Below are 13,258 nucleotides of genomic sequence, written 5' to 3' on the forward strand. Positions count from 1 at the left end.
GGCCTTCCTGGCCTCGGAACAGAGCAGCTACGTCGTCGGCTCGAACGTCTACGTCGACGGCGGCGAGAACCAGACCTGAGACACCACACGACGGACGGCACCTGAAGCACCCCCACTTCCATGCCGCTACTGCTCCAGGAGCGCGCTGAACCGCCCGTCGCCTCGCAGCGGTTCCAGCTTGCCGCGCGCCGTCACCTGAAGGCCCGGTTCCTCGCCCACCGGCCTTACTTGGACGGGGCCGTCGGCGGCCCGCACGATCGCCAGGATCCTGCGGCAGTCAGCGGGCGGCGCGGCCTCGTCGGGATTCTCACTGCGGTGCGGGATCAGCAGGACCGCCCGCCCCGCCACCCGGGCGGGAGTCGGGGCAACGGCCGCGGCGGCCTCCGCCGCGGCCGTGTCCTGCTCGGCCAACTCCCCCGCCAGCATGTCCGGTTCACTCCAGCGACCCGTGATCCGCTCCAGCTCCTGCATACCCACGCCCTTCTATGGGCGGCCCGGCGATTGACGGTCGGGGATACAGCCTCGGCACGATGCCCTCCAGCAGGGCCTCGAAGGCCCTGGCGTTACGCCACTGTTGTACTTGCGTCAGCCAAGAACGCCTACCGGTCTGAGGCCTCCCGCGAAGGCAAACCCCGCAGATTGATCACGACGTGATGCGTGCCTGGCGCTCCAGCACCGGTTTTCGGCTGGACTTCCCCGAGCCAAGCCGGCTTACATGGCGGCCCGGAGTCCATTGTGGCCCATGCGGTCCAGAACTTGTATTGTGCGGGTATGCCTCGACCTCGTGAGTTCGATGAACATCGTGTGCTTCTCGCCATCCGTGACGAGTTCTGGGACAAGGGCTACGCGGCGACATCGATGGACGACCTGCTGCGCGTGAGCGGGCTGGGCAAAGGCAGCCTCTACGGGGCGTTCGGGGATAAGCGCAGCCTGTTCCTGCGGGTGCTGCGCGACTACGACAACGCGAACCTGCTGATGCTGCGCGAGCGTCTGGTTTCCGCGGCGCGGGGGATCGACGTGGTGCGCGAGTTCGTACTCGGCCCGACCGGCGATCCGACCGGGGCAGTTGCGCGTCGGGGTTGCCTGCTGGCCAACAGCAACGCCGAGCTTGCCGCCAGCACTCCGGACGTCGCAGCTGAGGCTCGCCGCAGCTACGACGCGATCGCCACCGTCCTCACCGCGGCGCTGGAGCGCGCCCAGAGCGAAGGCGACCTCGACCCCGACATCGACCCTTCTGAGACCGCCCGCGCGGCCCTCGTCGCGCAACTCGGCCTCATCGCTCTCGGGCGCACCGGCATGGACATCGAAGCGCTCACCGTGACAGCCCAGTCCGCCCTGGCACGGCTGCTGCCCACTCCGGCGCAGTAGCTGCAACGCACCGGCCGACCTGTACCGGTCGCGGCGGTCGGCCCTGCCGGTGGTGTGGCCCCGCAGTCGTCCGACCAGAGGTCGCGGGTGCGGGACAAGTGCCCGCAGCCTGCGCAGCCCGTCTACGGGGCCGTGCCGGGAAGCCCCGATACCGAAGCAAGCAATCTTGACTGATCGGTCCATATCGGGGAAAGTTGTGGACGCAACAGTCCATAACTTGAAGGAGGGCGGCATGGCCGTCTTGGAAGACAAGGTCGCCGTGGTCACCGGGGCCAGCACCGGCATCGGGTTCGCGACCGCGCGCGCATTCCGCGACGAGGGCGCCATGCTGTTCATCACCAGTCGCCGCAAAGACGCGCTCGACGCCGCGGTCGCCGAGCTCGGACCTGGCGTGACCGGCGTGGTCTGCGATGCTTCGGTGCCCTCGGAACTCGATGCGTTCTACAGCACCGTGCGCAACCGGGCCGGACGCATCGACGTGCTGGTCGCCAACGCCGGCATCGGCACCGCGGCGCCGTTCGGCGAGGTGACGGAAGATCTGGTCGACTCGGTGTTCGCCACCAACGTCAAGGGAACGATCTTCACTCTCCAGCAGGCGCTGCCGCTGCTCAGCACAAACGCTTCGGTAATCCTGACGGGTTCGACCGCTGCGACACGGCCCGACCTGGGACTTGAGGTCTACGCAGCATCGAAGGCCGCGGTCCGCACGCTCGCCCGCGGCTGGGCTCTCAGCGCGCGCACACACGGCTTCCGGGTCAACGTCGTATCCCCGGGCGGTACGCGCACCCCTGGTCTGCTTGAGCTGGTCACACCCGAGATGCTCAAGCAGGCCGAAGGCGCTGTTCCCCTCGGCCGGCTTGCCGAGCCCGAGGAGATCGCCGCCGTGACGACGTTCCTCGCTTCGGACGCGTCGAGCTACGTCAACGGTGCCGAGTTCTTCGCCGACGGTGAATACGCGCAGGCATGAGCGCGTCGCCAACCTCCGAGCCACACATATCTAGTTGACGTATCAATTTCCAATGCTAATGTAGCTGAAGCATCAACTACTTGACGGGCCGGGTCCTCACTGATGCCGGAGACCATCTCTACACACGGGGGGTCGCACTGGTTCGTCGAGCGAGCGACCGATGCAGAGTGACAGTTGGCCGGCCTGCCTCAGGAACGACGGAGAGTCGAGAAGTGGTCGAATTATCCCTCGCGCAACTGCATCCCTCGCTGGACGACCCCGTCCTGCTCTCGATGAACCTGCTGAACGACATCGCCTCGGACCACCCGCAGGCGGTGTCCTTCGCCGCCGGCCGACCCTACGAGGAGTTCTTCCGGGTCGAACAACTCCACGACTACCTGGGCACCTTCGTCACACACCTCACCGAGGTGGTGGGGCTGACGGACGAGGAGGCCCGCAGAACCGTGTTCCAGTACGGGCGGACGAAGGGCGTCATCCACGACCTGGTCGCCCGCTACCTTGAGATCGACGAGGGCATCACCGTCGACCCCGACGCGGTGGTGGTGACCGTCGGCAGCCAGGAGGCGATGTTCCTGACGCTGCGGTCCCTGCGCGTCTCCCCTCAGGACGTCGTCCTCGCCGTCGCGCCCACCTATTTCGGACTGACCGGCGCCGCGCGCTTGCTGGACATGCCCGTGCTGGACGTCGGGGACGGAGACGGCGGCGTCGACCTCGTCGACCTGGAGCATCAGGTGGCAGCGGCCCGCGCCCGCGGCCAACGGCCGCGCGCCCTGTACCTCGTGCCCGACTTCTCCAACCCCACCGGGGTGAGCCTGGACCTGGCCACCCGGACCGCCCTGCTCGACCTGGCGGCCGATCTCGATCTGCTGATCATCGAGGACAACCCGTACGGCCTCTTCCATGCCGACCCCGGCAGCCGGCCGCCGACCCTCAAGGCGCTCGACACACGCCACCAGGTCGTGTACGTCGGCTCCTTCGCCAAGACCGGCCTGCCCGGCGCCCGCGTCGGCTTCGTCGTGGCCGATCAGCCCGTCGTCGGGGACGGCCGCACGGCGGGTACGCTCGCGGACCAGTTGTCACTGATCAAGAGCAACGTCACTCTCAACACCTCACCCGTCGCCCAGGCCGTCATCGGCGGCAAGCTTCTGCGCCACGGGTGCAGCATGCTTGCCGCGAACAAGCGCGAGATCGAGGTATACCGCGCCAACCTGCGGCGCATGCTGGCCGGTCTCACCGCGCGTTTCGGCGCCACTGGCTCGGTGACGTGGAACACCCCGGCCGGCGGGTTCTTCGTCGTTCTCACGGTGCCGTTCACCGTGAACGACCGTTCGCTGCGCAGATCGGCGCGCGATCACGGGGTCATCTGGACCCCCATGCACCATTTTCACACTGGCATGACCTCCTCACACCAGATTCGGCTGTCCTTCAGCCTGCTCGACGACGCGTCGATCGACGAAGGACTCGACCGGTTGACCGCCTTTGTGACAGCCGAGGCCCAGGCCTTCGGCCATTCCGCCTGATCGCCCGCCTCTCTGCGGTCGGAACACCACCATGGCAAGCAGCCGCCCGTATGCGCACGAGACATGTCCGACGGATTGACGCGATAAGGGGCTCGGCGGGTGCGAAGTCAGCCCTACGTCTGTGCGGAAAGCACGCCGCTGTGTCGGTGATATCTCCATCGGCCTGCCCGCGCGCCGTGGCGCCAGTGATTTGGTGACCATTCAGTCCGAAAAGGATGCCAATGATCAGACACATTGTGCTGTTCAAGTTCAAGCCAGGCTTCGGCTGGCAGGATCCCGCGGCCCTCGCCGCCGAGCGGTCCTCGCGGCTCGTCGGCGAGCGGGTGCCCGGCCTACTGCACTGGCAGGTGGGCCGCAACATCGCCGACCGTCCGATCGCCTACGACTTCGCCGCGATCGGGCTGCTGCCCGACCAAGTCTCCCTGCGCAACTACCAGGACCACCCCTTCCACCAGGAATCCGCGGCGCTGTGGAGCGCCATCAGCACCTGGGTCGTCGCCGACATCGAGGAGTAACACATGACCGTCGAACTGGGCTGGATCGACGTCCGACCCGCACCGGCCGGGCCGCCGACCATCGGAACGCTCGGTCCCGAGGGCACGAGCAGCGAGCAGGCCGCGCGGCTGCTGGGCTCCCGCCTCCCCGGCAGGCCGCGGATCGTGCTCAAGACGACCTACGAACAGGCTCTGGAAGCCCTGACGGCCGGCACCGTCAGCCATGTGGTCGTCGCCAACGCCTATCGGGACGTCCACCACTTCTACATGGCCGACGACATCGCGCTGGCCAGTATCTTCGTCATGGACACCCCGCTGTACGGCATCGCCCGGCGCGCCGACGGCGGTCCGCTGTCCGACCGCCCGAGTCTGGTGACGCATCCCTCGCCTCGACCATTGCTGGACCAACTGTTAGCCAACACCCACCAGTTGTCCGAAGTGGCCACCGCGGACTCCACCAGCCAGGCAGCCCAGGCCGTGGCCGAACGCCGCTACGACCTCGCGCTCACCACCGAACCGGCCGCCGCACGGCACGGACTGCGCTTCATCTCCCGGCTGCGGCCGATCCGCATGGTCTGGTCGGTCTTCGTCCGCACCTGAGCCCGCACCCCACCACCCGACCCGCCGGCTGAACACCTGTAGCCGCTCAGCTCCCGGTTCGCGATCAGACTGCCGGCCGAGCCACACGTTCACCGGCCCTCGACCGGATGCCGGCCGGACTCGGCGGAAGAGGATCCCCTCGTTCTCAGGTGCTGCTCCGGGCACCTCAGTGCGCATCCAAGGTGGCGGTCGCCGAACTCGCCTGGCCCGGCCGCGAACGGCTCGGCCTGCCACACCCGCCCATGCCCAGCCAGCGCACCGATCGCACCACTGGTTCCCGGACAGCCTTTCAGGTTCTACCGTTCAGGCGCGCGGTGCACGGCGCAGGAGACGATTGGCCGCCGCCTTGATGCGTCCACCGGAGCCCGCTTCGTACGGCTTCAGCTCATCGGCGGTGAACCAGTTCTGAGTCACGGCGCTGATGCGCACGAGATACCTGTTCTTGGCTTCGTCGATGTGGATGACGATGCCCACGTTGCCCGTCATCGTCTTCCCCGTGACGGTGACGGTGTCACCGACCGCGAACGCACCCATCCTGAACCTCCCATGCCTGCGTCATGCCAAGTCAACGGTATGCGGATCTTCGTGGCGCTGCCTCCCGGCTGGAACCGCAGCGGGTGCCTCAACGAGCATGGGCCCGGCCCCTGGTGCCCCGGTGACCGGCGTGGACACCAGGACGAACGAGCTGTACGGCGACTACAAAAACGCCGGGCGCGAAGGACGCACGACTTCGCCGGCCAGGCCGCGAAGACACTCAGCCAAGCTGCGCCTTCAGCCATCGCAGGACATCAGGTGTGACCGGGTCGGTGATGTCCGCGAACTCCTTGTGCCGCTTGAGGAACTTGGCGACGTAGGGGCAGACCGGGACGATCCGCATCCCGGATGCGCGCACGTCGGCGAGTGCCTGCTGGACCAGCTGCAGGCCCAGCCCCTGGCCGGCGAAGGCCTCGTCGATCTCCGTGTGGTAGAAGACACGTTGCATGCCCAGGTCACGGTAGGCGGTCAGACCGGCGCGTCGGCCGTCGACCAGGATCTCGTACCGGTGATCGGCGTCCGCACGCTCGACGACCGTGGTGGTGGAGGACTCGCTCATGGTGTGCCTTTCGTAAGGGAGGTCAGCGGGCCGGCGGGTTCCGGCGCGGTGTGATGACGGCGTTCGGCAGGGCCGGTGCGGGAAGGCGGCCGCCGGGAAAGTCCTCGATGACGCCGAAGCGGTCGGAGGATGCCTCCCAGTCCTCGCGGGCTTTCACCATGTCCTCGTGGCTGCGGCCGATGAAGTTCCACCACATGACGATCTCCTCCCCGAAGGGAGGTCCTCCGAGGAGGATGGTCCGCGCCGGCGCGTCGGTCTCGTTCACCATCGTCAGGGTGTTCGCGCCGCGAGGGACGTATCCGAGTTCGGCAGGCCGCAGCACAGTGTCGATCAAACGGATGTCCCCACTGTCCACGAGAAGACCGTGCTCGAAAGCCTCGTCAACGGCGAGAGTGAGCGTCACATGCGGTTCGATGACGATCTCGGCGCCGAGCAGCGGCGTGAAGGTCCGGACCGGGGAGGTGCTTCCGGCGAGCGAGCCCAGGAAGACCCTGATCTCGGCCCCGTCGACCCGCGCGAGTTCGGGCACGTAGTGCTGGAAGTCCCGGTCGGCGTTGCGGTGTTCCTCGGGCAGCGCGACCCACAACTGGACGCCGTGGATGACGGTGGTGTTCGGGGTGGAGACCTCCGAGTGGGCGATGCCATAGCCGCCGGTCATGAGGTTCATCTGGCCGGGCCGGATCAGGGCGTGGGTGCCGAGGGTGTCGCGGTGCTCGACCTCGCCGCTGAACAGCCAGCTCACCGTCTGCAGTCCGGTGTGCGGATGCGGGGGCATGTTCATGCCGCCCAACGCGGCGACCTGGTGCGGGCCGAAGTGATCGGCGAAGCACCAGGCGCCGATGAGTGTGCGCTTTCGCTGGGGCAGCGTCCGCCGCACGCGCATCGCACGTGGACCGCCGAGGGGAACCTCTCGCGCCGACAGGACATCGACCCTGGGGGCTCCGGTCGGCCGGTCGTCTTCGACGAGCGCACCGCAGAGCAGCGCCGCGGCATCGGTTTCCGTGTTGCTCACCGAAAGTACCCCCTACCCGATCTGGTTGCTACATCAACTATGGTGCCATGGAGGCAGACCAATGGCCACAGCACCCGCCCGAACACAGGCCACTCCCAGCGTGGCCCGAAGGAGCCCCCGACGTGAGCAACCACACCCACAGCTCCCCGCCCCGCAGGATCTTCATCGACAAACAGAGCCCCAAGGCCTTCCATGCCCTGCTGCAGGTCTCCGAGGCGGTCCGAGCAACGGCCTCCGAGGCCGGACTCGACCGCACCACCGTGGAACTGATCAACGTCCGCGTGTCGCAACTCAACGGCTGCGCCTACTGCCTCGACATCCACAACAGAGCGGCTCTGCGCGCCGGTGAGTCACCGCAGAGACTCGGAATCCTGAGCGCATGGCGGGACACCGACCTGTTCACTCCCGCGGAGCGCGCCGCCCTGGCGCTGGCCGAGAGTACAACCGATCCGGCCGACGCCACGACCCAGGCCTCCGCCTACGAGACCGCCCGGCAGGTCCTCTCCGAAGACCAGATCTCAGCCGCGATCTGGGTGGCGGTCACCATCAACGCGTTCAATCGCGTGTCGATCATGAGCAAGCACCCCGTACCGCCGCGTCCCGACAAGTAGAGGCGGGTGGCCCGCCACACCGCCGGCCTTGGACGTGGCCGGTGCAGCGGACGTGTCGCGCGGGTCCTCGTGAGGCTCGGTCCGCTCTCAGCCGCCACCGCGGCGACGCTCACGCCAACCGCGTGACACGGGCCGGGCCACCCGCTCCGGAGAGGGTGGTTCCTCGTCCAGCTTCTCCGCGACACGCTCGGAAATCCGAGCCAGGAGCCGCAGCTCCGACGGCGTGACGTTGTCAAGGAAGAGCTTGCGCACCGCCTCCACATGACGTGGGACGGCGGCTTCGATCACCGCTCGCCCCTCGTCCGTGATGACCACGAACGTGCCACGGCCGTCTTCGGGACTCCTGTCCCGCACCACCAGACCACGCTTCACCATCCGGGCGATCTGATGGGACATCCGGCTCTTCTCCCACTCCAACGCCCTGGCGATGTCCAGAAACCGCCGCCGTCCCTCCGGTACGTCCGTCAGCTCGACCAGTACGGCGAAGTCTGCGGGCGAAACGTTGGCCTCCGTCTGCAACAAGCGAGACAACCGGCCCATGAGCTTCTCATGCATGCGGACAAAGCTCCGCCACGCACGCTGCTCCTCTGCCGTCAACCTACGCACCGGCTCTTCCATGAAGAGGCCGCGGCCGCTCGTCGACGGTCCGGCCCTCAGTTCACAACGGTTGGCTCGGTCGACCGACCAGCGATGCCGCCCCAGCCGAAGGAGCCCCGCCGAGCGGGAAGCTCCCAGTGCCCCTGCTCCTGCCGCTTCAGCGGCACGACGTCGCGCCGCTGAAGACGCGTTCCCCTCATTCGGCATTCCGAGGGTGTCCGCCGGAAAGCGCCACCCTCGGGGCATGGCCCGCCGACGGTAGCGGGTCAGCCCACCTGGATGTTCGCGGCGTTCTCGGCGAGCCAGTCGTCGAAGCTCTTGAGCGCCGGGTTGATCTCCCGCAGAAGGTTCAGGTCGCGGGCGCCGGTGAACTCCTGGTCGAAGTCGCCGTAGTACTGGAACATGTTGGCGATCTCCTCCCCCGCCGGGACGCCCAGGGAGCGGAAGACGTCGTAGGGCACCGACTGGAAGCGCACCGGCTCGCCGATCGCGGCTCCCAGCTTCTGCGCGTACTGGGCGCCGGTCAGGTGGTCGCCGGCCAGGCCGACGGTCCGGCCGATGAACCGCTCGCCGTCCTTGAGGATGGCGAGCGCCGTGCGGCCGATGTCGTTCACGTCCACGCCGGCCAGCAGCTTGCCGTCCGCGAGCGGCAGGGTCAGCGTCAGTACGCCGTCCTCGGCACGCTTGGGACCCATCGCCGACAGGAAGCCCTGGAAGTAGAAGGTCGTGTTCAGGAAGGTGGTCGGCACCCCGGCCTGCCGGAACAGCTCGTTGCCCTCGCCCTTGACGTCGAAGTGCGGGACGTTGTACTTCCCCTGGAGGACGGGCATCCGCTCGTCCTCCAGGGGCAGCAGTTCGCGGGTGTCCTCCAGCGTCGACCACACCACGTGCCGCAGCCCGGCATTCTTCGAGGCCCGCACCAGAACCTCGATCTCCTCCCTCTCCTGGGCCGCCGAACCGTGCGCCCAGAAGTTGGTGACGAGGAAGGCGCCGTAGGCACCCTCGAACGCTTCGTGCACGGTCGGCTCGTCATAGAAGTCCGCCTGCACGACCTCCGCACCGAGCTGGGCGAGTTCCTTGGCCGCGGGTGAGTCGGGGTTCCGGGTCAGCGCGCGCACGGTGAACCCCGAGTCCGGATCGGCGAGGATCGCCCGCGCGGTACCGCCTCCCTGTGCACCCGTGGCTCCGGCGACCGCGACGACTTTCTTCTCACTCATGCCACTACCCCTACCCGAGGAGACATTGTTGATAGATCAACTGAAGCGCATTCTGGTTGATTAATCAACATGTGGCGCGTGATTCAGCCGTGCTCGCCGCGAAAGTCTCCCGAGTGGCACAACGCGAGCGGCCGGACGCCTGGTTCGGCCCACGCGCGGGCGGCGTTCAGGGCCGCCACACCCGCGAGGAGGCCGTCCAGGGACTTGAGCACCGGCTTCACCCGAGCCAGAGGAGTTCACCAGGCGGGACGCGGTGTCTGTGGCAGCGTGCACGCTCAGGCGTGCCGAACCTTCGGCCGACGGGGCGGAGGTCCGGCTACGCAGGCCCAGGCTCTACGCCGGGAGTACTACGAGCTTGCCGCCCGGGTGCCCGGACTGGCTCACTGCCAGTGCCGTCGCAACCTCGTCGAGGGGATAGGTACCCGCGACAGGCACCTGCAGCCGCCCCGCCTCGATGAGGGCGAGGATGCCCCGGAGCGCTTCGGGACCGTCCGCTCCCGGCTCGGTCATGTGCACCTGGATCCCGGTGCTCGCGGCGTCGAAGGCCACGAGTGAGAGGACGCGTGTCGGGCCGCCGGCGAGTTCGATGGAGTCGGGGATCTCACCGCGACCGGAGGCGTCGAGGACCGCGTCGACTCCCCGGGGGGCAATCGCTCGTACGCGGTCGACCAGGCCCGTGCCATAGGTGACCGGTTCCGCGCCGAAAGAGCGGAGCTGTTCATGGTTGCGTTCGCTCGCGGTGCCGATGACACGCGCACCGCGAGCAACGGCCAGCTGTACCGCGAACGTGCCCACGCCACCGGCCGCGCCATGGACCAGCAGCGTCTCACCCGCGGAGAGCTTCAGCTTGTTGAGAACCTGCCAGGCGGTGATTCCGGAACCGGCCAGGGCCGCGGCGACTTCCCACGGGACGGAGGCCGGCTTGGCGACCAGTGCGGCGGGGTCGGCGAGCGCCGACTGCGCGTAGGAGGGGGTAAGGGAGGCCCCCAGCACCTCGTCACCGACACTGAAGGCGGTCACGCCCTCGCCGACCTGGTCGACCACGCCGGCCACGTCGGAGCCGAGACCGGCCGGGAAATCGACGGGCATCACCTGGCGCATAGAGCCGTTCAGGATCTTCCAGTCGATCGGATTGACGCCTGCGGCGCGCACCGCGAGCCGTACCTGCCCGGGGCCCGCGGTGAGCGGCGGAACATCGACGACACGCAGCACATCAGGGGTGCCGTACTCGGAGAACCGCACTGCGAGGGACATTTGCTCAACTCCAGGATCTTGGGTGTCAACTGCGGGGAAGCGGACACGGCCACCGCGTCATCGACCGCAGGGCCCCGCGTGGTCGCAGTACGGCTGGAGGCGGCTCTGCCCGCAGCCGCACAGCACGACCCTGGTCTCGGCGCGCGCGCCTTGCGGCGTGTCCACACTCAGCTCACCGCGTACGGTCAACTGCCCGGTGGCACTGCGGGTGATCGTGGTGGGCCGGTCGGGGGATTCCGTCCCGCCCTCCACGAGTTCGTACTGGAGCGCGCCCGAGGGGCAGCGCCGCACCACCTCCGCCAGGCGCTCGGCCGTAGTCCTGTCCGGCTGGATCCACGGTCGCTTCGCCGGGTCGAACACCTCGGGCAGGCCACGGACGCATTCGGCGGCGTGCAGACAACGCCTGGCCTCGAAGGTCACCGTGATCGACTCCGTCCGGTATGCCTTCCGCTCGGATTCGCCGCTCATACCTGCCTCCAGTACTGCCGTGCTCGGCTTTCAGTCACTGACCCTGCTGCGGGACTGGTACAGCAGGTCCTGGTACTCGGGGTGCCGGCTGATCCAGCCCGCGAAGAAGGGACAGGTGGCCAGCACCCGCAGGTTCGCGGCACGTGCCTCGTCAAGGGCTGTACGGGCCAGCGCTGACCCGACTCCCCTGCCCTCGTACTCCGCCTCCACCTCGGTGTGCACGAACGCGACGAGTTCCTTGGTGCGAATGTACTCCGCGACGCCCGCCACCTTGGACTCTCCATCGACACGGGCCTCGTAGCGCTTCGCCTCGGGCACGTCACTCACTTCGACCGCCATGTGTCCTCCTCTGCGGGGTCTGATCCCGCTCAACTCGGCGGAACCCCGTCCGCCAGGACCTCAGCCTAGCCCCACCAGGTTGATGTATCAACTTATCCCTCGGCGACGTTCCTCACCCGTCCGACCGGCACCGGTCCCGGCACGTTCCGGCTCGCGCACCGGGGGCCGGGTGTGCCGAAGCATCTTGGTCACGACAGACGCGGCCTCGCCGAAGGTTGCATCGCCGCCATCGCCAGTAGATGAGCTGTCAACGATTTCGTTAGAATGCCCCCATGGACGCACCGCCACGCTGGCTCGACCCGGAGCAGAAGGCCGCCTGGGAAAGCTTCATCCGCATGCAGGAGACACTCGTCGGACGACTGTCCCGACATATCCAGGCCGACTCCGGTATGTCAGCCTCCGACTACCTCGTGCTCGTCAACCTCACCGAAAGAGGCGACGGACGGATGCGCTTCTCGGACCTGGTCAAAGGCATGGAGTGGGAGAAGAGCCGAGTGTCCCACCAGGTCACGCGGATGGCGAAACGCGGGCTCGTGGCCAAGGAGGAATGCCCCGACGACGGACGCGGAGCATTCATCGTCGCCACCCCGGCCGGCTACAAGGCGATCGAAGAAGCCGCACCCCCGCACGTCGAACACGTCCGCCGCCTGTTCATCGACGCCCTCACACCCAACCAGCTCAGCACACTCGCCCGGATCTCCCAGCGCATCCTGGACCACATGGAGAAACAGCCGGACTGACCCGGCGAGGAGACACGACTGCCTGGCCTTTGGAGTTGGCACACCAGCCACACGGAGTACGACCAGTGGTCCGCCCACATCTCACAGCACAGCAACATTTTCGCGTGGACGATCCACGTCAAACACTGCTCACAGCCAACGCCCCCGCCAGCACGAGGATACAGACTCCCGAAAGCTGGTCGACCCGATGAGCGATCGATCCCTTATACGATCGAAACCTCCATCGAAGAATTCTCCCGGCTCCAACATAGAGGCCACCGATGACGGCTTCAACGCCCATGTAGGCCAGACCTAGAAGGGCAATGTGCAGTTCTGCACCCCGGCCGCCGCTCGTGAATTGAGGGAGGAGTGCCGCGAAAAGCAGAAGCGCCTTCGGGTTGGTTATGGCGACCATGAATTCCTGACGGGGGATCCGCCATCGATCGGCGCGAACCCCTTCGTCCTCGGCTGCAGAAGCGGTCTGTGGCTTGCTCCTCAGTGCCGCCAGACCAATCCATACCAAATATGCTATTCCACCCCATTTTATTGCGGTCAGCACATCAGGAGCCTGCGCAAGGGCGGCACCGAGACCCACTACGACGATACCGATCAGCAGAGTGAAAGCAGCGAGGCGCGCGAGGATGCCGATAAGAGCCCAGGAAGCGCCGGATCGGATGGCGTTACTCAGACCCAATAACTGGTTCGCTCCGGGGATTATGGATATCAATACGGCAGAGGGGAGGAAGTCCATCCAATAGATCACGCTCCCAGTATCGGGTGTGTGGCCAATCCCGGGCTGTTCATCACGGCGGCTGTTGCGAACGCCCGTCGAGGCGTCGCGCACGGACCGCCCGGGGCCCCGTTTGTTGTCGCCCCCACCGGACGCCACTGAACAGCAGTTCACTGCCGTGCAGTTGCCCTGACCATACCACTCTAGTTGACATGTAAACCACATGGATGTCATGGTTTACATGTCAACTAGATCGGCGGAGGTGGTGC

General features: G+C 67.2%; 17 protein-coding genes. 7 read left to right on the forward strand and 10 right to left on the reverse strand.

Features of this window, described 5'->3' with window-relative positions:
* Nucleotides 1-126 precede the first annotated feature (126 nt).
* Nucleotides 127-471, reverse strand: coding sequence for a hypothetical protein (locus tag ACIRFL_RS40855; protein WP_404039896.1), 345 nt, complete (start codon nt 469-471; stop codon nt 127-129).
* Nucleotides 472-771: 300 nt separating this feature from the next.
* On the opposite strand from ACIRFL_RS40855, the gene ACIRFL_RS40860 reads away from it, so the two are divergent.
* From ACIRFL_RS40860 to ACIRFL_RS40880, 5 genes are all read left to right on the forward strand, one after another.
* The gene (locus tag ACIRFL_RS40860; RefSeq protein WP_404039899.1) at nt 772-1,368 is read left to right on the forward strand and encodes a TetR/AcrR family transcriptional regulator; all 597 of its coding nucleotides are present in this window, start codon (nt 772-774) and stop codon (nt 1,366-1,368) included.
* Nucleotides 1,369-1,600: 232 nt separating this feature from the next.
* Nucleotides 1,601-2,335, forward strand: coding sequence for an SDR family NAD(P)-dependent oxidoreductase (locus ACIRFL_RS40865; RefSeq protein ID WP_404039902.1), 735 nt, complete (start codon nt 1,601-1,603; stop codon nt 2,333-2,335).
* Nucleotides 2,336-2,547: 212 nt separating this feature from the next.
* The gene (locus ACIRFL_RS40870; protein ID WP_404039905.1) at nt 2,548-3,855 is read left to right on the forward strand and encodes an aminotransferase class I/II-fold pyridoxal phosphate-dependent enzyme; all 1,308 of its coding nucleotides are present in this window, start codon (nt 2,548-2,550) and stop codon (nt 3,853-3,855) included.
* 221 nt (nt 3,856-4,076) lie between these two features.
* Nucleotides 4,077-4,370, forward strand: coding sequence for a Dabb family protein (locus tag ACIRFL_RS40875; protein ID WP_121895912.1), 294 nt, complete (start codon nt 4,077-4,079; stop codon nt 4,368-4,370).
* Nucleotides 4,371-4,373: 3 nt separating this feature from the next.
* Complete coding sequence (locus ACIRFL_RS40880) at nt 4,374-4,949, forward strand: hypothetical protein (RefSeq protein ID WP_404039908.1); 576 nt, start codon at nt 4,374-4,376, stop codon at nt 4,947-4,949.
* Nucleotides 4,950-5,252: 303 nt separating this feature from the next.
* On the opposite strand, the gene ACIRFL_RS40885 is transcribed toward ACIRFL_RS40880, so the two are convergent.
* The 3 genes from ACIRFL_RS40885 to ACIRFL_RS40895 all read right to left on the reverse strand — a co-directional run bounded on the left by ACIRFL_RS40885 (nt 5,253) and on the right by ACIRFL_RS40895 (nt 7,054).
* The gene (locus ACIRFL_RS40885) at nt 5,253-5,483 is read right to left on the reverse strand and encodes a hypothetical protein (RefSeq protein ID WP_404039911.1); all 231 of its coding nucleotides are present in this window, start codon (nt 5,481-5,483) and stop codon (nt 5,253-5,255) included.
* A gap of 220 nt (nt 5,484-5,703) precedes the next feature.
* Nucleotides 5,704-6,042 (reverse strand): GNAT family N-acetyltransferase, encoded by a 339-nt coding sequence (locus ACIRFL_RS40890; protein WP_404039914.1) that lies wholly within the window; start codon nt 6,040-6,042, stop codon nt 5,704-5,706.
* A gap of 22 nt (nt 6,043-6,064) precedes the next feature.
* The gene (locus tag ACIRFL_RS40895; protein ID WP_404039917.1) at nt 6,065-7,054 is read right to left on the reverse strand and encodes a pirin family protein; all 990 of its coding nucleotides are present in this window, start codon (nt 7,052-7,054) and stop codon (nt 6,065-6,067) included.
* Nucleotides 7,055-7,176: 122 nt separating this feature from the next.
* Here ACIRFL_RS40895 and ACIRFL_RS40900 point away from each other — a divergent pair, with 122 nt between their 5' ends.
* Nucleotides 7,177-7,665, forward strand: coding sequence for a carboxymuconolactone decarboxylase family protein (locus tag ACIRFL_RS40900; protein WP_404039920.1), 489 nt, complete (start codon nt 7,177-7,179; stop codon nt 7,663-7,665).
* 87 nt (nt 7,666-7,752) lie between these two features.
* On the opposite strand, the gene ACIRFL_RS40905 is transcribed toward ACIRFL_RS40900, so the two are convergent.
* The 5 genes from ACIRFL_RS40905 to ACIRFL_RS40925 form a co-directional block, all read right to left on the reverse strand.
* Nucleotides 7,753-8,283 carry a MarR family winged helix-turn-helix transcriptional regulator gene (locus ACIRFL_RS40905; protein ID WP_404039923.1) on the reverse strand — a complete coding sequence of 177 codons (531 nt, stop codon included), beginning with the start codon at nt 8,281-8,283 and terminating at the stop codon, nt 7,753-7,755.
* A 245-nt stretch (nt 8,284-8,528) separates the two neighbouring features.
* Entirely contained in the window at nt 8,529-9,479 is a 951-nt protein-coding gene (locus ACIRFL_RS40910) for an NmrA/HSCARG family protein (RefSeq protein WP_404039926.1), read from the reverse strand.
* 333 nt (nt 9,480-9,812) lie between these two features.
* On the reverse strand, nt 9,813-10,733 hold the full coding sequence (locus tag ACIRFL_RS40915) for an NADP-dependent oxidoreductase (protein ID WP_404039929.1): 921 nt from the start codon (nt 10,731-10,733) through the stop codon (nt 9,813-9,815).
* A 57-nt stretch (nt 10,734-10,790) separates the two neighbouring features.
* The gene (locus ACIRFL_RS40920; RefSeq protein WP_404039932.1) at nt 10,791-11,201 is read right to left on the reverse strand and encodes a (4Fe-4S)-binding protein; all 411 of its coding nucleotides are present in this window, start codon (nt 11,199-11,201) and stop codon (nt 10,791-10,793) included.
* A 30-nt stretch (nt 11,202-11,231) separates the two neighbouring features.
* Nucleotides 11,232-11,540, reverse strand: coding sequence for a GNAT family N-acetyltransferase (locus ACIRFL_RS40925; protein WP_404039935.1), 309 nt, complete (start codon nt 11,538-11,540; stop codon nt 11,232-11,234).
* A 272-nt stretch (nt 11,541-11,812) separates the two neighbouring features.
* Between ACIRFL_RS40925 and ACIRFL_RS40930 the strand changes: the two genes are divergently transcribed.
* Nucleotides 11,813-12,280, forward strand: a complete 468-nt coding sequence (locus tag ACIRFL_RS40930; RefSeq protein WP_404039937.1) for a MarR family winged helix-turn-helix transcriptional regulator — start codon at nt 11,813-11,815, stop codon at nt 12,278-12,280.
* A 118-nt stretch (nt 12,281-12,398) separates the two neighbouring features.
* Here the strand turns inward: ACIRFL_RS40930 and ACIRFL_RS40935 are convergent, their stop codons facing one another.
* The gene (locus ACIRFL_RS40935; protein WP_404039940.1) at nt 12,399-13,022 is read right to left on the reverse strand and encodes a LysE family translocator; all 624 of its coding nucleotides are present in this window, start codon (nt 13,020-13,022) and stop codon (nt 12,399-12,401) included.
* Nucleotides 13,023-13,258 lie beyond the last annotated feature (236 nt).

Origin of the sequence: Streptomyces sp. NPDC102462 (assembly GCF_044765425.1) — a bacterium.
Classification (GTDB): Bacteria; Actinomycetota; Actinomycetes; order Streptomycetales; family Streptomycetaceae; genus Streptomyces.